The sequence below is a fragment of the Citrobacter sp. RHBSTW-00671 genome, assembly GCF_014103415.1.
GTDB lineage: Bacteria > Pseudomonadota > Gammaproteobacteria > Enterobacterales > Enterobacteriaceae > Citrobacter.
The window spans coordinates 1,826,989-1,851,460 of the sequence record NZ_JABXPR010000001.1 but is presented as its reverse complement, the minus strand read 5'-3'; the positions used below and the strand labels follow the sequence as shown (position 1 = coordinate 1,851,460).

Annotated in this window: 15 protein-coding genes, 1 tRNA gene and 3 rRNA genes; 9 read left to right on the top strand and 10 right to left on the bottom strand. The window is 52.0% G+C overall.

Going from position 1 to position 24,472, the window contains the following annotated elements:
• Window positions 1-97: 97 nt before the first annotated feature.
• Entirely contained in the window at window positions 98-1,720 is a 1,623-nt protein-coding gene (gene nadB / locus HV261_RS08800) for an L-aspartate oxidase (RefSeq protein WP_202038022.1), read from the top strand.
• On the opposite strand, the gene trmN is transcribed toward nadB, so the two are convergent.
• Complete coding sequence (gene trmN / locus HV261_RS08795) at window positions 1,705-2,442, bottom strand: tRNA(1)(Val) (adenine(37)-N(6))-methyltransferase TrmN (RefSeq protein ID WP_202038021.1); 738 nt, start codon at window positions 2,440-2,442, stop codon at window positions 1,705-1,707. The two genes, nadB and trmN, sit on opposite strands and share 16 nt — an antisense overlap.
• Before the next feature lie 130 nt (window positions 2,443-2,572).
• Here trmN and srmB point away from each other — a divergent pair, with 130 nt between their 5' ends.
• Entirely contained in the window at window positions 2,573-3,901 is a 1,329-nt protein-coding gene (gene srmB, locus HV261_RS08790) for an ATP-dependent RNA helicase SrmB (RefSeq protein ID WP_003835340.1), read from the top strand.
• Between the two features lie 17 nt (window positions 3,902-3,918).
• Here srmB and HV261_RS08785 read toward each other — a convergent pair whose 3' ends face one another.
• Window positions 3,919-4,815 carry a LysR family transcriptional regulator gene (locus HV261_RS08785; protein WP_137383465.1) on the bottom strand — a complete coding sequence of 299 codons (897 nt, stop codon included), beginning with the start codon at window positions 4,813-4,815 and terminating at the stop codon, window positions 3,919-3,921.
• Between the two features lie 102 nt (window positions 4,816-4,917).
• Here HV261_RS08785 and eamB point away from each other — a divergent pair, with 102 nt between their 5' ends.
• Entirely contained in the window at window positions 4,918-5,505 is a 588-nt protein-coding gene (eamB, locus tag HV261_RS08780) for a cysteine/O-acetylserine transporter (RefSeq protein WP_137383464.1), read from the top strand.
• Window positions 5,506-5,584: 79 nt separating this feature from the next.
• On the opposite strand, the gene grcA is transcribed toward eamB, so the two are convergent.
• The gene (gene grcA, locus HV261_RS08775; RefSeq protein ID WP_003037563.1) at window positions 5,585-5,968 is read right to left on the bottom strand and encodes an autonomous glycyl radical cofactor GrcA; all 384 of its coding nucleotides are present in this window, start codon (window positions 5,966-5,968) and stop codon (window positions 5,585-5,587) included.
• A gap of 318 nt (window positions 5,969-6,286) precedes the next feature.
• On the opposite strand from grcA, the gene ung reads away from it, so the two are divergent.
• Window positions 6,287-6,976 (top strand): uracil-DNA glycosylase, encoded by a 690-nt coding sequence (gene ung / locus HV261_RS08770; protein WP_137383463.1) that lies wholly within the window; start codon window positions 6,287-6,289, stop codon window positions 6,974-6,976.
• Window positions 6,977-7,498: 522 nt separating this feature from the next.
• On the opposite strand, the gene HV261_RS08765 is transcribed toward ung, so the two are convergent.
• On the bottom strand, window positions 7,499-8,578 hold the full coding sequence (locus HV261_RS08765) for a tRNA/rRNA methyltransferase (protein ID WP_202038020.1): 1,080 nt from the start codon (window positions 8,576-8,578) through the stop codon (window positions 7,499-7,501).
• A gap of 207 nt (window positions 8,579-8,785) precedes the next feature.
• Between HV261_RS08765 and trxC the strand changes: the two genes are divergently transcribed.
• The 5 genes from trxC (at window position 8,786) to HV261_RS08740 (ending at window position 14,508) form a co-directional block, all read left to right on the top strand.
• Entirely contained in the window at window positions 8,786-9,205 is a 420-nt protein-coding gene (gene trxC, locus HV261_RS08760; RefSeq protein WP_137383461.1) for a thioredoxin TrxC, read from the top strand.
• Between the two features lie 69 nt (window positions 9,206-9,274).
• Entirely contained in the window at window positions 9,275-9,973 is a 699-nt protein-coding gene (gene tapT / locus HV261_RS08755) for a tRNA-uridine aminocarboxypropyltransferase (protein WP_202038019.1), read from the top strand.
• 36 nt (window positions 9,974-10,009) lie between these two features.
• A complete protein-coding gene (locus HV261_RS08750) occupies window positions 10,010-12,670 on the top strand; it encodes a bifunctional acetate--CoA ligase family protein/GNAT family N-acetyltransferase (protein ID WP_202038018.1) in 2,661 nt (886 codons plus the stop codon).
• Window positions 12,671-12,784: 114 nt separating this feature from the next.
• Window positions 12,785-14,140 carry a CDP-diacylglycerol--serine O-phosphatidyltransferase gene (gene pssA / locus HV261_RS08745; RefSeq protein ID WP_137383479.1) on the top strand — a complete coding sequence of 452 codons (1,356 nt, stop codon included), beginning with the start codon at window positions 12,785-12,787 and terminating at the stop codon, window positions 14,138-14,140.
• 32 nt (window positions 14,141-14,172) lie between these two features.
• Window positions 14,173-14,508, top strand: coding sequence for a YfiM family lipoprotein (locus HV261_RS08740; protein WP_411961633.1), 336 nt, complete (start codon window positions 14,173-14,175; stop codon window positions 14,506-14,508).
• Here HV261_RS08740 and HV261_RS08735 read toward each other — a convergent pair.
• The 6 genes from HV261_RS08735 to clpB all read right to left on the bottom strand — a co-directional run bounded on the left by HV261_RS08735 (window position 14,505) and on the right by clpB (window position 24,389).
• The gene (locus tag HV261_RS08735) at window positions 14,505-15,803 is read right to left on the bottom strand and encodes an MFS transporter (protein WP_202038017.1); all 1,299 of its coding nucleotides are present in this window, start codon (window positions 15,801-15,803) and stop codon (window positions 14,505-14,507) included. The genes HV261_RS08740 and HV261_RS08735 overlap by 4 nt on opposite strands.
• 530 nt (window positions 15,804-16,333) lie before the next feature.
• Window positions 16,334-16,449 (bottom strand): 5S ribosomal RNA (gene rrf, locus HV261_RS08730).
• A 97-nt stretch (window positions 16,450-16,546) separates the two neighbouring features.
• A 23S ribosomal RNA gene (locus HV261_RS08725) occupies window positions 16,547-19,453 on the bottom strand.
• Window positions 19,454-19,671: 218 nt separating this feature from the next.
• A tRNA-Glu gene (locus HV261_RS08720) sits at window positions 19,672-19,747 on the bottom strand.
• A gap of 85 nt (window positions 19,748-19,832) precedes the next feature.
• Window positions 19,833-21,374, bottom strand: a 16S ribosomal RNA gene (locus HV261_RS08715).
• Together the 16S, 23S and 5S rRNA genes with 1 tRNA gene alongside form the textbook arrangement of a ribosomal RNA operon.
• Before the next feature lie 441 nt (window positions 21,375-21,815).
• Window positions 21,816-24,389, bottom strand: a complete 2,574-nt coding sequence (gene clpB / locus HV261_RS08710; RefSeq protein WP_202038016.1) for an ATP-dependent chaperone ClpB — start codon at window positions 24,387-24,389, stop codon at window positions 21,816-21,818.
• Window positions 24,390-24,472: the final 83 nt, after the last annotated feature.

The window sequence follows — 24,472 nt, the reverse complement described above, 5'->3', positions numbered from 1 at the left end:
GTTTAGCCATTGCAACACAGTTAAAAATAAAACGTGCAGTATCGCGCAATGTGGTGCTATGGTGACCAAACACTGTTTAGTAAATTAAACAAAAATCATGAATACGACTCCCGAATTATCCTGTGACGTGCTGATCATTGGCAGCGGGGCTGCCGGACTCTCACTGGCACTACGCCTGGCTGAAAAACATCAGGTCATTGTCCTGAGCAAAGGGCCGGTTAGCGAAGGCTCGACATTTTATGCTCAGGGTGGCATTGCCGCTGTTTTCGATGAAACCGACAGCATTGACTCCCACGTTGAAGATACGCTGATTGCAGGGGCCGGTCTTTGCGATCGTCATGCCGTTGAGTTTGTTGCCAGCAATGCCCGTTCGTGTGTCCAGTGGCTGATTGATCAAGGCGTCTTATTTGATACTCAGGTTCAGCCCAACGGCGAAGAGAGCTATCACCTGACCCGAGAAGGCGGCCATAGCCATCGACGTATCCTGCATGCGGCAGATGCCACCGGTAAAGAGGTCGAAACCACGTTGGTCAGCCAGGCGCAAAGTCATCCGAATATTCGGGTACTGGAGCGCAGTAACGCCGTGGACCTGATCATCTCAGATAAAATTGGTCTGCCGGGGACGCGTCGGGTTGTTGGTGCCTGGATCTGGAACCGTAATAAAGAAGCCGTCGAAACCTGCCATGCGAAGTCAGTCGTGCTGGCCACTGGCGGCGCTTCTAAAGTGTATCAATACACCACCAACCCGGATATTTCCTCCGGTGATGGGATAGCCATGGCCTGGCGTGCGGGTTGCCGCGTTGCCAATCTCGAATTTAACCAGTTTCACCCAACCGCGCTGTATCATCCACAAGCGCGCAATTTTCTGCTGACCGAAGCGCTGCGCGGCGAAGGCGCGCACCTGAAACGCCCGGATGGCTCACGCTTTATGCCCGACTTTGACAAGCGCGGCGAGCTGGCCCCGCGTGATATTGTCGCCCGTGCCATCGACCATGAGATGAAGCGTTTGGGCGCTGACTGCATGTTCCTCGACATCAGCCATAAACCCGAAGAATTTGTCCGCCAGCATTTCCCGATGATTTATGAAAAACTGTTAGGCCTGGGTATCGATCTGACCAAAGAGCCGGTCCCCATCGTTCCCGCTGCGCACTACACCTGCGGCGGTGTGATGGTTGATGACTTTGGCCGCACAGATGTCGACGGTTTATATGCAATCGGTGAAGTGAGCTATACCGGTCTGCATGGCGCCAATCGCATGGCGTCGAACTCGCTGCTGGAGTGTCTGGTGTATGGCTGGTCTGCAGCGGAAGATATTGACCGCAGAATGCCTTATGCCCGCGGCGTTAACTCGCTCCCAGGTTGGGATGAAAGTCGGGTAGAAAATCCGGATGAATTGGTTGTTATCCAGCATAACTGGCATGAGCTACGGCTGTTTATGTGGGATTACGTCGGCATCGTGCGCACAACTAAACGTCTGGAGCGCGCCCTGCGACGTATCACGATGTTGCAGCAGGAAATCGACGAATATTACGCCCATTTCCGCGTGTCGAATAATTTGCTGGAACTGCGCAATCTGGTGCAGGTAGCTGAGTTAATTGTCCGCTGTGCGATGATGCGCAAAGAAAGTCGGGGCCTGCACTACACGCTGGATTATCCAGAGCAGCTTCCTGAATCAGGCCCGTCCATTCTCTCGCCGCTAAACCATCACATAAACAGATAAAATGCCTGGGTCAGCGCCGTGTAGCCTTCAGAATAACGCTGGTCTGACCCACGGATAACCAGCCTGTCGCTAAAGCACTCCCCGGCCTGCGGGGAGAATGCCAACAAAACCCGATGTGGTAACCGGGCTTCAGTTTCGGCGACATCCGTACGCAGACGCAAATGCCAGCCCAAACTTAATGCCTGCTGGGTAAACGCGTTGCCAATTTGCTCCGGCAGCACCACACAAAAAAAACCTTCTTCGGTAATGCTGTCAGCCGCCAGCGTGAGCAATGCTTCGTGATCGAGCGTGGTCGTGTAGCGCGCCTGTTCACGTTGCGGAGTTGCGCATTCCACACCCTGTTCATAATAGGGTGGATTGCTGATAATCAGGTCAAAACGTACGGTCTGGCGCGGTACCCATTGCTGAGCATCCTCTGAATGTACCCTCACACGATGCATCCACGGAGATTGCGCAATGTTTTCCTGCGCCTGCTGCGCAGCATCAACATCAAGCTCCACGGCATCAATAATGACGTTTTCGTCTGTACGTTGGGCCAGCATCAGCGCCAACAGGCCGCTCCCGGTACCAATATCCAGGATCCGCTTTACGCCCGCAACGGGGGCCCAGGCCCCCAATAAAATACCGTCTGTTCCGACTTTCATTGCACAGCGATCGTGTGCCACAAAAAACTGCTTAAAAGTAAATCCATTACGTCTCAGTACGGATGTAGACTGGGGCATGAAGAACAACCTTCCTGGAAAAAAAACGATAACATAGGATAAAAACAATACCTGAGAAGGTATATCCATACAAACAGATGAAGATTGCAGCCGTAACGTCTATAATCAGCGCCCCACTCAGAGGTAGAACATGACTGTAACGACTTTTTCCGAACTTGAACTCGATGAAAGCCTTCTGGATGCCCTCCAGGAAAAAGGTTTCACTCGCCCGACCGCCATTCAGGCTGCCGCCATTCCGCCTGCGCTCGATGGCCGTGATGTACTCGGTTCTGCGCCGACAGGCACCGGTAAAACGGCGGCATATTTGCTGCCAGCGTTGCAGCACCTGCTCGACTTCCCGCGCAAGAAATCCGGTCCACCGCGCATTTTAATTTTGACGCCGACGCGCGAACTGGCGATGCAGGTTGCCGAACACGCCCGTGAGCTGGCAAAGAATACGCATCTGGATATCGCTACGATTACCGGCGGCGTGGCTTACATGAACCACATGGAAGTCTTTAGCGAAAACCAGGACATCGTGGTCGCCACCACGGGTCGTCTGCTGCAGTACATTAAAGAAGAGAACTTCGACTGTCATGCGGTTGAGACGCTGATCCTCGATGAAGCAGACCGCATGCTGGACATGGGCTTTGCCCAGGACATCGAACATATCGCCGGTGAAACCCGCTGGCGTAAGCAAACCATGCTGTTCTCCGCCACGCTGGAAGGCGATGCGATCAAAGATTTTGCCGAGCGTCTGCTGGAAGATCCGGTCGAAGTCTCAGCGGATCCGTCCACCCGCGAACGCAAGAAGATCCATCAGTTTTACTACCGTGCCGATGATATCGAGCACAAAACTGCCATGCTGATCCACCTGTTAAAACAGCCGGAAGCGACCCGCTCAATTGTCTTTGTACGCAAACGCGAACGTGTGCACGAGCTGGCAGGCTGGCTGCGCCAGGCGGGCATTAATAACTGCTATCTCGAAGGCGAGATGGTGCAGAACAAACGTAACGAAGCGATCAAACGCCTGACCGATGGTCGCGTGAACGTGCTGGTAGCAACTGACGTGGCCGCACGCGGGATCGACATTCCTGACGTCAGCCACGTGTTTAACTTCGATATGCCGCGCAGTGGCGATGCCTATCTGCACCGCATTGGTCGTACCGGTCGTGCCGGGCGTAAAGGCACCGCGATTTCACTGGTTGAAGCGCATGACCACCTGCTGCTCGGCAAAGCAAGCCGCTATATTGACGAACCACTGAAGGCACGCGTCATCGACGAACTGCGTCCAACCACGCGCGCGCCAAGTGAGAAATCTAACGGTAAGCCATCCAAGAAAGTGCTGGCAAAACGCGCCGAGAAAAAAGCGAAAGAGAAAGAGAAGCCGCGGGTGAAAAAACGTCACCGCGACGCCAAAAATATCGGCAAACGTCGTAAGCCGAGCGGAGCTGCTACCCAGCAGTCCGACAAAGAGTAAACCGAATGCCGGGCCGTTTAGCCCGGCATTTTTTCATGCGCAGCAAAACTCTCTGTAATACATTCCATAAAAATCCGCATCGCCGGGCTAACGACTTTTCCGGCATGATGTGCGCACAATGCGGTAATCAGTTCAGGCTTTTCACTGAACGGCAACTCGATTAATTCTCCTGAGTGTAATTCCTTCTCAACGGTAAACCGCGGTAAAAAACTGACACCAAGATTCGCAGAGACACACTGCTTGATGCTTTCGATACTCCATAGCTCAATAGTATTTTCCAGCGTTATCTGTCGCTTACGCAGCAGACTTTCAAACCGCTGTCTAAAAATACATTGCGGTTCATTAATGATAAAACTGCAGGGAATATGCTGATTATGCTGAGTGAAATCAACATCCTGAAGAACCGGAGAGGCCACCAGCGCCAGTGACTGTTCACCCAGTGACAGCATCTCTAGCGCCTCATCATTTCCCACCCGATAAAACACCCCCAGATCAACTTCATCGCCCAGCAGAGCATCACGAATGACATAACAATTGAGTGACTGTAGGGACAAACGAACATTGGGAGCGCGTTGTTTAAAGCGCTGTAAAACCTGCGGCATTTTATAGGCCAGCAACGTTTCTCCGGTTGCGACGCGGAGATCGCCGCTCGGCTGTGCATCTTGTTGCGCCGTCTGGCGGATCGATGCCAGCACACGAGTCAGGTCATGTATATGCGGCATCAGCCGTTTGCCCTCGCTGGTGAGACACATCCGCCGGCCAATTTTTTCGAATAACTGTACGGAGAGTTCTTGTTCAAGCTGTTGAATATGAAACGTTACGGTTGATTGCGTACAGCAAAGCTTTTGTGAAGCCCGCAGGAATGAGCCCTCTTCCACTACCGTTTTTAACGTAATAAACCGACGTAAATCCATCCTCACCAACCTATCGAAATTATCGAATCCAAAATGCAAAAACATTCATTTTTTTAAATGTTGTGTCTCGGGTACTGTCTGCTAAAACAGAGGAGATAACAAGTGACCCCCATGCTTTTAAGTGCATTCTGGACCTATACATTGATTACTGCGCTAACGCCCGGCCCAAATAATATTCTCGCGCTGAGTGCGGCGACATCACATGGCTTTCGTCAGAGCACACATGTTCTGGCCGGAATGAGTCTGGGCTTTTTAATCGTAATGCTGCTGTGCGCCGGGATCTCGTTTTCGCTGGCCGTCCTGGATCCGGCTATCATTCATTGGCTGAGTTGGGCAGGGGCAGCCTACATTTTATGGCTGGCCATGAAAATCGCCACCAGCCCAGCCTCAAACGATAGTCTACAGGCGGAACCGATTAGCTTTTGGGCGAGTTTTGGTTTGCAGTTTGTGAACGTCAAAATCATTTTGTATGGCATTACCGCGTTATCCACGTTTGTGTTGCCATATACCCAGGATGCTTACTGGTTGATTGGTGTCAGTATTCTGCTGGCGCTGATTGGAACATTTGGCAATGCCTGCTGGGCGCTGGCGGGTCATCTTTTCCAGCGTATCTTTCGCCACTATGGACGGCAGCTGAATATCGTTCTGGCATTACTGTTGGTTTACTGTGCGGTGAGGATTTTTTACTAACGGATGTGAAAAGGCGGAAGATGCACTAACATCTTCCGCCTTTTGATTTTCTGCTAATCGGGGTTACTCCCCGCGAGCCTTACAGGCTCTCAGTAAAGGTACGAGCAATAACGTCGCGCTGCTGTTCTGGGGTCAGAGAGTTGAAACGCACTGCATAACCAGAAACACGGATGGTCAGCTGCGGATATTTTTCTGGATGCTTAACCGCATCTTCCAGCGTTTCGCGACGCAGAACGTTCACGTTCAGGTGCTGACCACCTTCCACGCGGACTTCCGGCTGTACGTCTACCGGTACTTCACGGTATTCAATTTCGCCCAGTTTGCTGACGGCAACGACTTCATCAGCATTGAAACCTGCTTTCGCAACGATGCAGCGTGCTTCGCCTTTTTCGCTGTCCAGCAGCCAGAAAGAGTTCAGCAGGTCGTCGTTTGCAGCTTTAGTAATCTGGATACCTGTAATCATGTTGATGCCTCCCCGGCAAAATTATTTGATTTCGGTTGGCCTCATCCGGCCAATTGGTAAAACCATTGTTGCTTGAGTGTATATATACCCCTCACACACCCTTGAATCTTTGATTTAAATCAACAAAAACCACACATGAAAAGTGGTGATAGGCGGATTTTATTGTTTTACATCAACTTACGCTATATGCGCAGGTAAACTTTTTACATAAATTTTCAACTATCTTTAAGGGGTAGCACGTTGAGAAGCGTGCAGAATTTTGCGCCGTTGAAAGAAGCAGTTAAGCTATGGGGATTGAAAAAATCGCAGGAGAGCGAGATGGCCACCGAATTAACCTGGCACGATGTGCTGGCTGAAGAGAAACAGCAGCCCTATTTTGTGAACACGCTGCATACCGTTGCCGGCGAACGCCAGTCAGGTATGACAATTTATCCGCCACAAAAAGATGTGTTTAACGCTTTTCGCTTTACTGAGCTTGGCGACGTTAAAGTTGTCATTCTGGGACAAGATCCTTACCACGGTCCAGGGCAGGCCCATGGTCTGGCTTTCTCTGTGCGTCCAGGCATCGCCACTCCGCCGTCATTACTGAACATGTATAAAGAGCTGGAAGCCACCATCCCGGGATTTACCCGTCCAACACATGGATACCTGGAGAGTTGGGCTCGTCAGGGGGTGCTGCTACTGAACACCGTTCTCACCGTTCGGGCGGGTCAGGCACATTCGCATGCCAGCCTGGGTTGGGAAACCTTTACCGATAAAGTCATTAGCCTAATTAACGAACATCGTGAAGGCGTTGTTTTCCTGCTTTGGGGCTCTCACGCGCAGAAGAAAGGGGCCATTATTGATGCACAGCGCCACCATGTGCTGAAAGCGCCGCACCCGTCTCCCCTTTCTGCCCATCGCGGTTTCTTTGGCTGCAATCACTTTGTGCTGGCAAATGAATGGCTGGAACAACGGGGAGAAAAGCCGATCGACTGGATGCCGGTATTACCCGCAGAAAGCGAGTAAAAAAATGCCAGCGATTCGCTGTAATGCTGATCAGTTAACATTTTAGTTTCAGAAAGCATCAACATGTGTTGGCGGGATAATGAACATGCTCTCTCAGTGAAAGGGTTCCGTTCACCTCATGTTCATCGCTTCTCTGTACACTGAACGCCAGTGAACGTGTTAAGGGTGCTATCGCCGCACCCTTAACAATCCCGGCTCCCGGCGGGAAAATTGCCGCTCCGCGGTTCCCTCCGCTTATTCCTCCAGGCTACCGGGCCGGGCGCGATGCAACATCCCTGTCGCACGCACCCTGAACCCGCATCCCTGCGGGTTCTCCCGGCCTTACGGAAACACGTCGGCAATTTTCCTGCCGGGAGCCTGGGATGCAAGGGAGGCGGCGGTGAGCCTCCCTTGCACGTTCACGTGTATAGCGATATCAGAGAAGCGATGAACATGAGGTGAACGGAAACTTATTCAGAGTAAAACGTTCTCCAGACATGCTTAACTGACAGGCATGCCAGCGATTCGCTGGCATTTTTATTATCAGGCTTTGTTCTGACGCCACCACTCCGCGAGCAGTACACCTGTCGCAACGGAGACGTTGAGCGTTTCTACGTTGCCCGTGCCGTCAATCGCCACGCACAGATCGTCTGCTGAGCAAGCTGCTTCTGGCAGAGCTTCGCGTTCGCGGCCTAACACCAGCACCATTTTTTCTGGCAGCGTGGTGTTAAATAGCGGCTTACCTTTATCGCTTGAGGTCATGACGACGGTATAACCCGCCTGGCGGAAATCATCCAGTACATCCACAATACTGTCGCCAGTAATGGGTTGTACGTGCTCAGCCCCTCCTTCAGCGGTACGGATAGCCGCACCTGATTCCAGCAATGCTGCGTCCTGTACCACTACGCCTTTTACGCCGAAGTGCGCACAACTACGCATCATACCGCCCAGGTTATGCGGGTTTGCGATATCTTCCAGCGCCAGCACACAATCCTGCGCTCCGGCCTGACCAACCCACTGCTTAACGGTAGTACCATTACGTTTTTTGATCAGGAAGCACACACCGCCATGGTGCTCGGTACCAGACGCTTTCGCCAGTTCGGCCTCATCAACCACATGATAGGCTTTGCGGTTTGCCGCCATCCAGCGCAATGCTTCTTTGAATCGCGGGGTGACGCTCTGAATAAACCAGGCGCGGACGATGGCGTCCGGGCGGCTCTGGAACAACGCCTGACACGCATTTTCGCCATAAACGCGGGTTTCTTCCGCGCGCTGACGGCGTAATACTTCAGGATCGATAAAGCTCTTGCCGCTGATGCCACCGTGATCGGCTTTATCCGCAGTATCATCATTCGGTGCGCGGGACACGGTACGCCACGGTGAATCTTCACGTTTGCGGTCGCGTTCTACATCGCGGTCACGACCACGCTCACGACCGCGTTCGCTGTTCGGACCCTTTCTGTCATCACGGGCAGGGCGACGACCGCCTTCGGCTCGGGAAGTACCGGGGCGACCGCCGCCTTTGCCAGTACGTGGATTTTGGGTGCGTTTATCCGAGTCATCGTCACTGCGGACGTACATCACTTTGACCTTGCCGTTTTTGTTCTTCAGTTCGTCGCTCATGTTTTTCTCCACCTGCTCTGCGCGAAGCGCGCAGATTACCCGATGTGCACGTCGTTAGCCATTATTTCATTTAAAAGCTAATGACTATTGTACTCATTGAATAAAACGCATTGTTGTTTAAAACAGTCTCTCCGATAATATGTAACATAATAGAAACATACTGGCGTCATTGCCGCGAAGTCCACCCTACTCATCCAGAGGTTAGTTATGAATACCGTTTGTACCAGCTGCCAGGCTATCAACCGCATTCCCGACGATCGTGTTCAGGAAGCGGCCAAATGCGGACGCTGTGGTCACGACCTGTTTGACGGGGAGGTGATCAATGCGACCGGTGAAACACTGGATAAGCTGCTAAAAGACGATCTTCCGGTGGTAGTTGATTTTTGGGCACCATGGTGTGGCCCGTGCCGTAACTTCGCACCTATTTTTGAAGATGTCGCGGAAGAGCGTAGCGGTAAAGTGCGCTTTGTTAAAGTGAATACGGAAGCCGAACGCGAACTCAGCGCACGTTTCGGTATCCGCAGCATTCCGACCATCATGATCTTCAGAAAAGGTGAAGTCGTCGATATGCTGAATGGCGCAGTACCCAAAGCCCCGTTTGATAGCTGGCTTAACGAATCATTATAATCTCTGCGGGGCGCATCTTGTGCCCCGTTTTCACCTCTGCGACAATAGCGTTTTTCAACGTGTTTCCTCATGACCGATAACGCTGTTCTTCAGTTACGCGCTGAGCGCCTCGCGCGCGCCACACGTCCTTTTCTTGCCCGAGGCAACCGCATTCGTCGCTGTCAGCGTTGTCTGCTACCGCTGAAACTCTGCCTGTGCGCAACATGGGTGCCTTCTCAGGCCAAAAGCCGTTTTTGTCTGATGATGTTCGATACCGAACCGATGAAGCCCAGCAACACGGGACGTTTGATTGCCGATATTTTACCCAATACTGCAGCTTTTCAGTGGTCTCGTACCGAACCACCGCAGGAACTGCTTGATCTGGTGCAACATCCTGATTATCAGCCAATGGTCGTTTTCCCCGCGTCTTATGCCGGTGAAGAGCGTGAAGTAATTTTCACGCCACCAGCCGGTAAACCACCGTTATTTATCATGCTTGATGGCACCTGGCCGGAAGCACGTAAAATGTTCCGTAAAAGTCCCTACCTCGACAACCTGCCGGTGATCTCCGTCGATCTATCGCGCCTTTCCGCTTACCACCTGCGCGGGGTGCACGCCGAGGGACAGTACTGCACTGCCGAAGTCGCCATTGCCTTGTTGGATTTGGCAGGAGATACGCAAGCGGCGGAAGGGTTAAGCGATCATTTTACTCGCTTTAAAACCCGCTACCTGGTAGGAAAAACTCAACATCAGGGAAGCGTCACAGCAGATTCATCAGAAAACGTTTAAAATCATTCGGTCACTGGAGTCATTAAGGAAGCCGATATGAGTCAACGTGGTCTGGAAGCGCTACTGCGACCGAAATCCATTGCCGTGATTGGGGCGTCAATGAAGCCCAATCGAGCAGGATACCTGATGATGCGTAACCTGCTGGCAGGCGGGTTCAACGGCCCCGTTTTACCAGTGACCCCCGCCTGGAAAGCCGTGTTGGGCGTACTGGCCTGGCCCAATATTGGCAGCCTGCCTTTTTCTCCTGACCTGGCCATTTTGTGTACCAATGCCAGCCGTAATCTGGCGTTACTGGAAGCACTGGGCGAGAAAGGCTGCAAAACCTGCATTATTCTCTCGGCTCCCGCGGCGCAGCATGCTGAGCTGCTGGCCTGCGCATCACGTTATAAAATTCGTCTACTGGGCCCTAACAGTCTCGGGCTTCTGGCCCCCTGGCAGGGACTTAACGCCAGCTTCTCCCCCGTTCCGATTAAGCGCGGTAAGCTGGCTTTTATTTCTCAATCCGCCGCCGTATCCAATACCATACTCGACTGGGCACAGCAGAGAGAAATGGGCTTTTCTTACTTTATCGCACTGGGCGACAGCCTGGATATTGATGTTGATGAACTACTCGACTACCTGGCGCGCGACAGCAAAACCAGCGCGATATTGCTCTACCTCGAACATTTAAGCGATGCCCGGCGTTTTGTCTCCGCCGCGCGTAGCGCCTCGCGTAACAAACCTATTCTGGTGATTAAAAGCGGCCGTAGCCCCGCAGCACAGCGTTTACTGCATACCAGTGCCGGAATGGACCCGGCCTGGGATGCGGCGATCCAACGCGCTGGTTTATTGCGCGTACAGGACACTCATGAGCTTTTCTCGGCAGTCGAAACCCTGAGCCACATGCGCCCGTTACGCGGTGACAGACTGATGATCATCAGCAATGGGGCCGCTCCCGCGGCGCTGGCCTTAGATGAGCTGTGGTCGCGAAACGGTAAGCTGGCCGCGCTGAGTGAGGAAACCTGCCAGAAATTACGCGATACCTTACCTGCTCACGTGGATATCGCCAACCCACTGGATCTGCGTGACGATGCCAGCAGCGAACACTACGTTAAGACACTGGATATTTTACTCGCCAGTCAGGATTTTGACGCACTGATGGTCATTCACTCACCCAGTGCGGCAGCCCCCGGAACCGAGAGCGCACAGGCGCTAATTGAAGCCGTCAAACAGCATCCGCGAGGTAAGTTCGTCTCTTTGCTGACCAACTGGTGCGGCGAGTTTTCATCCCAGGAAGCTCGCAGGCTGTTTAGTGAAGCCGGATTACCCACCTATCGTACGCCGGAAGGTACCATTACGGCCTTCATGCATATGGTCGAATATCGGCGTAACCAGAAGCAACTGCGAGAAACACCAGCCCTACCCGATAGCCTGACTGCCAACACTGCCGAGGCGCATACTCTGTTACAGCAGGCGATTGCTGAGGGCGCGACATCGCTGGATACCCATGAAGTGCAGCCGATTTTGCAAGCCTATGGTTTACACACTCTACCAACCTGGATCGCCAGCGACAGCGCGGAAGCCGTACACATCGCAGAACAAATCGGTTACCCGGTAGCACTGAAGCTTCGCTCTCCTGATATCCCACATAAGTCGGAAGTTCAGGGGGTTATGTTGTACCTGCGTACGGCAACAGAAGTGCAGCAGGCTGCGAATGCGATTTTTGATCGGGTAAAAATGGCCTGGCCCCAAGCACGTATCCACGGTTTGTTAGTACAAAGTATGGCGAATCGCGCCGGTGCTCAGGAGCTGCGCGTCGTCGTCGAACATGACCCGGTATTTGGCCCACTGATTATGTTGGGTGAAGGCGGAGTTGAGTGGCGACCGGAAGAGCAAGCTGTTGTCGCATTGCCGCCACTCAACATGAACCTGGCGCGTTATCTGGTGATCCAGGGGATCAAAAATAAAAAGATCCGCGCCCGCAGCGCACTACGTCCCTTAGATATTGCTGGCTTAAGCCAACTGTTGGTGCAGGTATCCAACCTGATCGTCGACTGTCCGGAAATTCAACGCCTGGATATCCATCCTCTGTTGGCCTCTGCTGGGGAATTTACTGCACTGGACGTCACACTGGATATTACCCCTTTCACGGGCGATAACGAAAGCAGGCTGGCGGTGCGCCCTTATCCCCATCAGCTTGAAGAGTGGGTCGAGATGAAGAACGGCGAGCGCTGTCTGTTCCGCCCTATTCTGCCGGAAGATGAACACTATCTGCAGCAGTTCATTTCTCAGGTAACCAAAGAAGATCTTTATTATCGCTACTTCAGTGAGATCAACGAATTCACCCATGAAGATTTAGCCAACATGACGCAGATCGACTACGATCGGGAAATGGCCTTTGTGGCCGTGCGTTGTCGTGATAACCACGAAGAGATCCTCGGCGTGACGCGGGCTATCTCCGATCCGGATAATATCGATGCGGAATTTGCCGTACTGGTTCGTTCAGACCTCAAAGGGCTGGGTTTAGGTCGTCGGTTGATGGAAAAGTTGATTGCATACACCCGAGATCACGGACTTAGACGTTTGAATGGTATTACGATGCCAAACAATCGTGGGATGGTCGCCCTGGCCCGAAAACTCGGGTTTGATGTCGATGTCCAGCTCGAAGAGGGAATTGTTGGGCTAACGCTGAATCTGGCCCAATATGAGGAATCGTGAGTAAGGTACTGGAAATGTTGACCACATTCATGGGTACTGGTGGTATCATTGCCCGCTTATGTCGTCTGCAAAGCACAGAGGACCCTTCAATGAACAGAGAAGAAATGCACTGTGATGTTGTCAAAATTTAAGCGTAATAAACATCAACAACACCTTGCCCAACTACCTAAGATTTCTCAGTCAGTTGATGATGTAGATTTCTTTTATGCTCCCGCAAATTTCAGGGAGACTCTGCTGGAGAAAATAGCCAGCGCGACGCGACGGATCTGCATTATTGCGCTGTACCTGGAACAGGATGACGGCGGTAAAGGCATACTCGACGCGCTCTATGCGGCAAAGCGGCAGCGTCCTGAACTGGATATCCGGGTGCTTGTCGACTGGCATCGAGCCCAGCGCGGACGCATTGGTGTTGCGGCATCCAATACCAACGCGGACTGGTATTGCCGCATGGCGCAAGAAAACCCTGGTATCGATATCCCTGTCTACGGCGTGCCAATTAACACCCGCGAAGCGCTTGGTGTTCTGCATTTTAAAGGCTTTATCATTGATGATAGCGTCCTGTATAGCGGGGCCAGTCTGAACGATGTTTACTTACACCAACATGATAAATACCGCTATGACCGCTATCAGCTGATTCGCAACGCGAAGATGGCCGATATCATGTACGATTGGGTTGCGCAGAACCTGATGAATGGGCGCGGCGTTAATCGTCTCGATGATATCCATCGGCCTAAAAGTCCGGAAATTAAAAACGATATCCGCCTGTACCGTCAGGAACTGCGCGATGCATCCTTCCATTTCCAGGGAGATGCGGATAATGAACAGCTTTCGGTCACGCCGCTGGTTGGGCTCGGAAAATCCAGTCTGTTAAATAAGACTATTTTCCACCTAATGCCCTGTGCGGAGCACAAACTCACCATTTGTACGCCTTATTTCAATCTGCCAGCCATCCTGGTGCGCAATATCATTCAACTGCTGCGTGAAGGGAAAAAGGTCGAAATCATTGTCGGTGATAAAACCGCCAACGACTTTTTCATTCCGGAAGATGAGCCATTCAAGATCATCGGTGCGCTGCCTTATCTGTATGAAATAAATCTGCGCCGTTTCCTGAGCAGACTGCAGTATTACGTGAATACCGACCAGCTGGTCGTGCGCTTATGGAAAGATGATGACAACACCTATCATCTGAAAGGCATGTGGGTTGATGATAAATGGATGCTGCTTACCGGCAATAATCTTAACCCCCGCGCCTGGCGGCTGGATTTGGAAAACGCCATTCTTATCCATGATCCCCAGCAGGAACTGACTCCCCAGCGTGATAAAGAGCTGGAGCTTATCCGCACGCACACCACCGTCGTGAAACACTATCGCGACTTGCAAAGTATTGCTGATTATCCGGTGAAAGTGCGCAAGCTTATCCGTCGATTACGCCGTATTCGAATCGACAGATTAATCAGCCGTATTCTGTAATCAAGACCCCGTCCAGTGACGGGGTTTTTCCTATGGAGGCAACGGTGCGCCTGTGTATTCTTGCCAGTGTTTTGCTTCTTTCCGGCTGTAGCCACATGGCTAACGACAGCTGGAGTGGGCAAGACAAAGCTCAACACTTTATCGCCTCGGCCATGCTTGCCGCAGCGGGGAACGAGTATGCACAGCATCAGGGAAACAGTCGCGATCGTAGCGCAGCTATCGGTTTGATGTTCTCAGTCAGCCTTGGTGCATCAAAAGAGCTGTGGGACAGCCGCCCCGCTGGGAGCGGCTGGAGCTGGAAAGACTTCGCCTGGGATGTGGCGGGCGCATCAACCGGCTATGCCGTTTGGCAACTGGCACATCATTAGAGGCGTAAGCCTTTTCCCTTCCCATGCAGCATCAGCGATACTAAAAACGCGACGACTGCCAGAGCTGTAACGTACCAGAAGAATGTCGTTTCCATACCGACAGACTTCAGGGATAACGCAACGTATTCAGCCGATCCCCCAAACAGGGCATTGGCTACCGCATACGATAATCCAACCCCCAGAGCACGCACCTGCGCCGGAAACATCTCTGCCTTCAGTATCCCGCTGATGGAGGTATAGAAACTGACGATCAACAAGGCGCACATCACAAGGGAAAATGCCACAAACGGAGAACTCACATTTTGCAGTGCAGACAGAATAGGCACAGTGAAAATCGTCGCCAGCGCACCAAAGCATAGCATTGAAGTCCGTCGGCCTATTTTATCTGACAACGCACCGAACAGCGGCTGTACCAGCATAAACACGCACAGTGCAGCCGTCATAATGCCGCTGGCCACGTTGGCATGCATACCGGCTGTGTTAACCAGGTACTTCTGCATATAGGTTGTGAACGTGTAAAAACACAACGAACCCGCGGCGGTAAAGCCAAGCACCATGACAAAGGCTTTGCGATTACGCCACAGACCTTTCAGAGAGCCCGCTTCTTTCAACGCACGGACATCCTGTTTTGATGTTTCATCCAGTTGACGACGCAGCCACAATGCCACAATAGCTAACACAGCTCCCAGTGCGAATGGAATACGCCAACCCCATGCTCTTAGCGCTGAGTCTTCCAGGGTTTGCTGTAATATGACCACAACCAGCAATGCCAGTAACTGCCCGCCGATTAATGTCACGTACTGGAATGAAGCATAAAAACCTTTCTTACCTTCAACGGCTACTTCACTCATGTAAGTCGCGCTAGTACCGTATTCCCCACCAACGGACAGCCCCTGGAATAATCTGGCCAGCAGTAATAGTGCGGGAGCCCAGGTGCCGATCGTCTCATATCCAGGCAGACAGGCGATCACCAGCGATCCCATGCACATCATGCAAACAGATAACAGCATGGACTTTTTACGTCCGTGTTTATCTGCAATACGACCAAAAAGCCATCCCCCGATTGGCCGCATCAGAAACCCTGCAGCGAAAACTCCGGCGGTTTGTAACAATTGAGTGGTGGTATTTCCGGAAGGAAAAAAGATGTGGGCAAAATAAAGGGAACAGAAAGAGTAGATATAGAAATCAAACCATTCAACCAGATTCCCTGACGATGCACCAACAATTGCCCATATACGACGACGGGTGTCGCCATCTGCCTGCGCCCCGTTCTCAGTTACACTGCTATCAGCCATTAGAATTGTACCCCTGCCAGGATCTTATGAATCTATCAATGATGTTTCGGGTCTGTTTTAGTAAATCAAATGTTATATAATTGTTATAATTTATTGTGAGAGATAGATCACGATTTTAATTAGCAGGAAAAGGATTAAGAAATGTTCGAGGGAAGAGGGGCAGGTTGTCTGTCAGAAATAGTGTGAGCTTTTGTGGGCCAGATAAGGCATTCATACCGCATCCCCGGCAAGGTGCTGCCGGGAGTGCCTGATGGTGCAGCTGTAGGCCGGATAAGGCGGGACGCCGCATCCGGCAAAATGCCGTCGGGGGTGCCTGATGCGCTGCGCTTATCAGGCCTACAACATACATTCAGCTGTAGGCCGGATAAGGCGGGACGCCGCATCCGGCAAAATGCCGTCGGGAGTGCCTGATGCGCTGCGCTTATCAGGCCTACAACATACATTCAGTCCGGTTCATCCGCCTGTTTCCGGAAAAACACGCAGACGCAAAAAAGCCCATCCGTCAGGATGGGCTTCTTCACTTATTTGATGCCTGGCAGTTCCCTACTCTCGCATGGGGAGACCCCACACTACCATCGGCGCTACGGCGTTTCACTTCTGAGTTCGGCATGGGGTCAGGTGGGACCACCGCGCTACAGCCGCCAGGCAAATTCTGTTTATTAACCCGCTCTTCGCCGGTTAATTTAATCTGTTATCAAGCTGAAACTGATGTCTGTCTTTCGCCAAAACATCTTCGGCGTTGTAAGGTTAAGCCTCACGGTTCATTAGTATCGGTTAGCTCAATGTATCGCTACACTTACACACCCGACCTATCAACGTCGTCGTCTTCAACGTTCCTTCAGGAGACTTATAGTCTCAGGGAGAACTCATCTCGGGGCAAGTTTCGTGCTTAGATGCTTTCAGCACTTATCTCTTCCGCATTTAGCTACCGGGCAATGCCATTGGCATGACAACCCGAACACCAGTGATGCGTCCACTCCGGTCCTCTCGTACTAGGAGCAGCCCCCCTCAATTCTCCAGCGCCCACGGCAGATAGGGACCGAACTGTCTCACGACGTTCTAAACCCAGCTCGCGTACCACTTTAAATGGCGAACAGCCATACCCTTGGGACCTACTTCAGCCCCAGGATGTGATGAGCCGACATCGAGGTGCCAAACACCGCCGTCGATATGAACTCTTGGGCGGTATCAGCCTGTTATCCCCGGAGTACCTTTTATCCGTTGAGCGATGGCCCTTCCATTCAGAACCACCGGATCACTAAGACCTGCTTTCGCACCTGCTCGAGCCGTCACTCTCGCAGTCAAGCTAGCTTATGCCTTTGCACTAACCTCCTGATGTCCGACCAGGATTAGCTAACCTTCGTGCTCCTCCGTTACTCTTTAGGAGGAGACCGCCCCAGTCAAACTACCCACCAGACACTGTCCGCAACCCGGATTACGGGTCTACGTTAGAACACCAGCCATTAAAGGGTGGTATTTCAAGGTCGGCTCCACGCAGACTGGCGTCCACGCTTCAAAGCCTCCCACCTATCCTACACATCAAGGACCAGTGTTCAGTGTCAAGCTATAGTAAAGGTTCACGGGGTCTTTCCGTCTTGCCGCGGGTACACTGCATCTTCACAGCGAGTTCAATTTCACTGAGTCTCGGGTGGAGACAGCCTGGCCATCATTACGCCATTCGTGCAGGTCGGAACTTACCCGACAAGGAATTTCGCTACCTTAGGACCGTTATAGTTACGGCCGCCGTTTACCGGGGCTTCGATCAAGAGCTTCTCCTTACGGATAACCCCATCAATTAACCTTCCGGCACCGGGCAGGCGTCACACCGTATACGTCCACTTTCGTGTTTGCACAGTGCTGTGTTTTTAATAAACAGTTGCAGCCAGCTGGTATCTTCGACTGATTTCAGCTCCATGAGTAAATCACTTCACCTACATATCAGCGTGCCTTCTCCCGAAGTTACGGCACCATTTTGCCTAGTTCCTTCACCCGAGTTCTCTCAAGCGCCTTGGTATTCTCTACCTGACCACCTGTGTCGGTTTGGGGTACGATTTCGTGTTACCTGATGCTTAGAGGCTTTTCCTGGAAGCAGGGCATTTGTTACTTCAGCACCGTAGTGCCTCGTCATCACACCTCAGCGTTAAAAGAAGTCCGGATTTACCTAAACTTCCCGCCTACATGCTTAAACCGGGACAACCGTCGCCCGGCTAACATAGCCTTCTCCGTCCCCCCTTCGCAGTAACACCAAGTACAGGAATATTAACCTGTTTCCCATCGACTACGCCTTTCGGCCTCGCCTTAGGGGTCGACTCACCCTGCCCCGATTAACGTTGGACAGGAACCCTTGGTCTTCCGGCGTGCGGGTTTTTCACCCGCATTATCGTTACTTATGTCAGCATTCGCACTTCTGATACCTCCAGCACCCCTCACAGGACACCTTCAACGGCTTACAGAACGCTCCCCTACCCAACAACACATAGTGTCGCTGCCGCAGCTTCGGTGCACAGTTTAGCCCCGTTACATCTTCCGCGCAGGCCGACTCGACCAGTGAGCTATTACGCTTTCTTTAAATGATGGCTGCTTCTAAGCCAACATCCTGGCTGTCTGTGCCTTCCCACATCGTTTCCCACTTAACTGTGACTTTGGGACCTTAGCTGGCGGTCTGGGTTGTTTCCCTCTTCACGACGGACGTTAGCACCCGCCGTGTGTCTCCCGTGATAACATTCTTCGGTATTCGCAGTTTGCATCGGGTTGGTAAGTCGGGATGACCCCCTAGCCGAAACAGTGCTCTACCCCCGAAGATGAATTCACGAGGCGCTACCTAAATAGCTTTCGGGGAGAACCAGCTATCTCCCGGTTTGATTGGCCTTTCACCCCCAGCCACAAGTCATCCGCTAATTTTTCAACATTAGTCGGTTCGGTCCTCCAGTTAGTGTTACCCAACCTTCAACCTGCCCATGGCTAGATCACCGGGTTTCGGGTCTATACCCTGCAACTTAACGCCCAGTTAAGACTCGGTTTCCCTTCGGCTCCCCTATTCGGTTAACCTTGCTACAGAATATAAGTCGCTGACCCATTATACAAAAGGTACGCAGTCACCCCATAAAGAGGCTCCCACTGCTTGTACGTACACGGTTTCAGGTTCTTTTTCACTCCCCTCGCCGGGGTTCTTTTCGCCTTTCCCTCACGGTACTGGTTCACTATCGGTCAGTCAGGAGTATTTAGCCTTGGAGGATGGTCCCCCCATATTCAGACAGGATACCACGTGTCCCGCCCTACTCTTCGAGTTCACAACACATGCGATTTTGTGTACGGGACTATCACCCTGTACCGTCGGACTTTCCAGACCGTTCCACTACCACACATGCTGATTCAGACTCTGGGCTGCTCCCCGTTCGCTCGCCGCTACTGGGGGAATCTCGGTTGATTTCTTTTCCTCGGGGTACTTAGATGTTTCAGTTCCCCCGGTTCGCTTCATTACGCTATGTATTCACGTAATGATAGTGTGTCGAAACACACTGGGTTTCCCCATTCGGAAATCGCCGGTTATAACGGTTCATATCACCTTACCGACGCTTATCGCAGATTAGCACGTCCTTCATCGCCTCTGACTGCCAGGGCATCCACCGTGTACGCTTAGTCGCTTAACCTCACAACCCGAAGATGTTTCGTAAAACACATCGTGTTGCGAAAATTTGAGAGACTCGAACACACCATTTATCTGTTCTTATTACGGAGAACAGACACAGTGTGTCGTTTCAATTTTCAGCTTGATCCAGATTTTTAAAGAGCAAATATCTCAAACATGACTCGGAAGTCAGTTTTGAGATATTAAGGCCGGCGACTTTCACTCACACAAACCAGCAAGTGGCGTCCCCTAGGGGATTCGAACCCCTGTTACCGCCGTGAAAGGGCGGTGTCCTGGGCCTCTAGACGAAGGGGACGTGTCAGTCTCAATCGCAAGACGCCTTGCTATTTACTTTTCATCAGACAATCTGTGTGAGCACTACAAAGTACGTTTCTTTAAGGTAAGGAGGTGATCCAACCGCAGGTTCCCCTACGGTTACCTTGTTACGACTTCACCCCAGTCATGAATCACAAAGTGGTAAGCGCCCTCCCGAAGGTTAAGCTACCTACTTCTTTTGCAACCCACTCCCATGGTGTGACGGGCGGTGTGTACAAGGCCCGGGAACGTATTCACCGTGGCATTCTGATCCACGATTACTAGCGATTCCGACTTCATGGAGTCGAGTTGCAGACTCCAATCCGGACTACGACGCACTTTATGAGGTCCGCTTGCTCTCGCGAGGTCGCTTCTCTTTGTATGCGCCATTGTAGCACGTGTGTAGCCCTACTCGTAAGGGCCATGATGACTTGACGTCATCCCCACCTTCCTCCAGTTTATCACTGGCAGTCTCCTTTGAGTTCCCGGCCGGACCGCTGGCAACAAAGGATAAGGGTTGCGCTCGTTGCGGGACTTAACCCAACATTTCACAACACGAGCTGACGACAGCCATGCAGCACCTGTCTCACGGTTCCCGAAGGCACTAAAGCATCTCTGCTAAATTCCGTGGATGTCAAGAGTAGGTAAGGTTCTTCGCGTTGCATCGAATTAAACCACATGCTCCACCGCTTGTGCGGGCCCCCGTCAATTCATTTGAGTTTTAACCTTGCGGCCGTACTCCCCAGGCGGTCGACTTAACGCGTTAGCTCCGGAAGCCACGCCTCAAGGGCACAACCTCCAAGTCGACATCGTTTACGGCGTGGACTACCAGGGTATCTAATCCTGTTTGCTCCCCACGCTTTCGCACCTGAGCGTCAGTCTTTGTCCAGGGGGCCGCCTTCGCCACCGGTATTCCTCCAGATCTCTACGCATTTCACCGCTACACCTGGAATTCTACCCCCCTCTACAAGACTCTAGCCTGCCAGTTTCGGATGCAGTTCCCAGGTTGAGCCCGGGGATTTCACATCCGACTTGACAGACCGCCTGCGTGCGCTTTACGCCCAGTAATTCCGATTAACGCTTGCACCCTCCGTATTACCGCGGCTGCTGGCACGGAGTTAGCCGGTGCTTCTTCTGCGAGTAACGTCAATGAATGCGGTTATTAACCACATCCCCTTCCTCCTCGCTGAAAGTACTTTACAACCCGAAGGCCTTCTTCATACACGCGGCATGGCTGCATCAGGCTTGCGCCCATTGTGCAATATTCCCCACTGCTGCCTCCCGTAGGAGTCTGGACCGTGTCTCAGTTCCAGTGTGGCTGGTCATCCTCTCAGACCAGCTAGGGATCGTCGCCTAGGTGAGCCGTTACCCCACCTACTAGCTAATCCCATCTGGGCACATCCGATGGCAAGAGGCCCGAAGGTCCCCCTCTTTGGTCTTGCGACGTTATGCGGTATTAGCTACCGTTTCCAGTAGTTATCCCCCTCCATCGGGCAGTTTCCCAGACATTACTCACCCGTCCGCCACTCGTCACCCAAGGAGCAAGCTCCTCTGTGCTACCGTTCGACTTGCATGTGTTAGGCCTGCCGCCAGCGTTCAATCTGAGCCATGATCAAACTCTTCAATTTAAGTTTGATGCTCGTGAATTAAACTTCGTAATGAATTACGTATGTTCACTCAAGAGACTTGGTATTCATTTTTCGTCTTGCGACGTTAAGAATCCGTATCTTCGAGTGCCCACACAGATTGTCTGATAAATTGTTAAAGAGCAGTGCCGCTTCGCTTTTTCTCAGCGGCGCGGGGTGTGCATATTACGCCATCCCGCCACGAAGTCAAGCATTTAATTTCGCTTTCTTCGCCAGAGTTCTCAGTGGAACCCCGCTGACCCGGCGGCTTGTAGTCCGTTTTTCCGTGTCAGTGGAGGCGCATTATAGGGAGTTATTTCAGGCTGACAAGTTAAAAATACAAAAAACTTATCAAGCGATTACTTTTCAGACAATGAAGCTATTTTTGCCTGGTTTTCAAACAAAAACGAGCCCCGCAGGGCCCGTTTATTTAGGTTTTGTGACTTACTGCACTGCCACAATACGATCATCATTCACTTCCAGACGAATCGTTTTGCCTGGAATCAGCTCACCAGACAAGATTTGCTGTGCCAGTGGGTTTTCGATCTGCTGCTGGATAGCACGTTTCAATGGACGTGCACCGTATACAGGATCATAACCATTCACACTCAGCAATTTAAGCGCTTCGTCAGAGATGTGGATTTCATAACCACGCTCTTCCAGACGTTTGTACAGACGCTGCAGTTGGATCTGAGCAATAGAAGCAATGTGTTTCTCACCCAACGGATGGAATACAACAACCTCATCTATACGGTTGATGAATTCCGGGCGGAAGTTCTGGCTCACTACGCCCAGCACCATATCTTTCATATGGCTGTAATCCAGCTCGCCGAAACGCTCCTGAATCAGATCAGAGCCCAGGTTCGAGGTCATGATGACAACCGTATTACGGAAATCGACCGTTCTCCCCTGCCCGTCAGTTAATCGACCATCGTCAAGCACCTGCAGCAGAATGTTGAAGACATCCGGATGCGCTTTTTCCACTTCATCCAGCAGGATGACCGAATAAGGGCGACGACGTACCGCTTCCGTCAGGTACCCACCTTCTTCATAACCGACATATCCCGGAGGCGCACCGACCAGGCGAGATACAGAGTGTTTCTCCATAAACTCGGACATATCGATACGCACCATCGCATCGTCACTGTCGAACATAAAGTTCGCCAGTGCTTTGCACAGCTCGGTTTTACCGACACCGGTAGGCCCCAGGAACAAGAATGAACCAATCGGACGATTCGGATCGGACAATCCTGCACGGCTACGACGGATGGCGTTAGATACCGCTTCTACCGCTTCGTTCTGGCCAATCACGCGGCTGTGCAGATCCTGTTCCATCCGCAACAATTTTTCCCGCTCGCCTTCCAACATACGAGCCACCGGGATACCGGTCCAGCGCGCCAGCACTTCGGCGATTTCTGCATCCGTCACTTTATTACGCAGCAGACGCATAGTTTTACCTTCAGACTGGGTTGCTGCTTCCAGCTGTTTTTCCAGTTCCGGAATTTTGCCGTACTGCAGTTCAGACATGCGCGCCAGATCACCGACGCGACGCGCCTGTTCGATAGCGATTTTTGCCTGTTCCAGCTCTGCCTTGATGGTTTGCGTTCCAGAGAGAGACGCTTTTTCAGCTTTCCACTCTTCTTCTAACTCTGAATACTGGCGCTCTTTGTCGTCCAGTTCTTCATTAAGCATATCAAGACGTTTTTTACTTGCCTCATCAGACTCTTTCATTAACGCCTGCTGTTCCAGCTTGAGCTGGATAATACGACGGTCGAGTCTGTCGAGTTCCTCCGGCTTGGAGTCAATCTGCATACGGATGCTGGACGCTGCTTCATCGATAAGGTCGATAGCTTTATCCGGCAACTGACGGTCAGCAATGTAGCGGTGAGACAGCGTGGCTGCCGCAACAATCGCCGGGTCAGTAATCTGCACATGGTGGTGCAGCTCGTAACGCTCTTTCAGACCACGCAAAATGGCGATGGTGTCTTCTACTGATGGCTCAGCCACAAACACTTTCTGGAAACGACGTTCCAGCGCCGCATCTTTTTCGATGTACTGGCGATATTCATCAAGCGTGGTGGCCCCTACGCAGTGCAGCTCCCCGCGCGCCAGCGCCGGTTTCAGCATGTTACCGGCGTCCATCGCGCCATCGGCTTTACCTGCGCCGACCATAGTATGCAACTCATCGATAAACAGAATGACGTTGCCTTCCTGTTTCGAGAGATCGTTGAGCACACCTTTTAAACGTTCTTCAAACTCACCGCGATACTTCGCCCCGGCCACCAGCGCGCCCATATCCAGCGCCAGCACGCGACGACCTTTTAACCCTTCAGGAACTTCACCGTTAATGATTCGCTGTGCCAGCCCTTCGACGATAGCGGTTTTACCAACACCTGGCTCACCGATCAAAACCGGGTTGTTTTTAGTACGACGTTGCAGCACCTGAATAGTGCGGCGAATTTCTTCATCACGACCGATAACCGGATCGAGCTTGCCTTGTTCGGCGCGTTCGGTCAGGTCGACGGTATATTTTTTCAAGGCCTGACGTTGGTCTTCAGCCCCCTGGTCATTCACGCTTTCACCTCCACGCATTTGTTCAATTGCCTGAGTGATATTGGCGGTTGTCGCTCCTGCTGATTTTAATAAATCGGTCAGCGTACCGCGCGACTCAAGCGCCGCCAGAACGAACAGTTCTGACGAAATGAAATTGTCTCCACGTTTTTGCGCCAGCTTGTCGCAAAGATTCAGTACACGCACCAGATCCTGAGAAGGCTGAACATCACCACCGGTACCTTCTACCTGTGGTAAACGGCTCAATGCCTGGTCAATGGCTGTACGTAACTGGCCAGCATTAATGCCGGCGGACGTTAACAAAGGACGAACCGATCCCCCTTCCTGATTCAGCAAGGCGCTCATTAGATGGAGTGGTTCGATAAATTGGTTGTCGTGCCCCAGTGCGAGTGACTGGGCATCGGCAAGAGCAAGCTGGAATTTATTGGTAAGACGATCCAGACGCATAACTCCTCCCATAACAGGTCAAAATTGCTACTGGAGATTAAATGAGGTCATCCCTCAATTATTCAAGGTGAATGACCTGAATT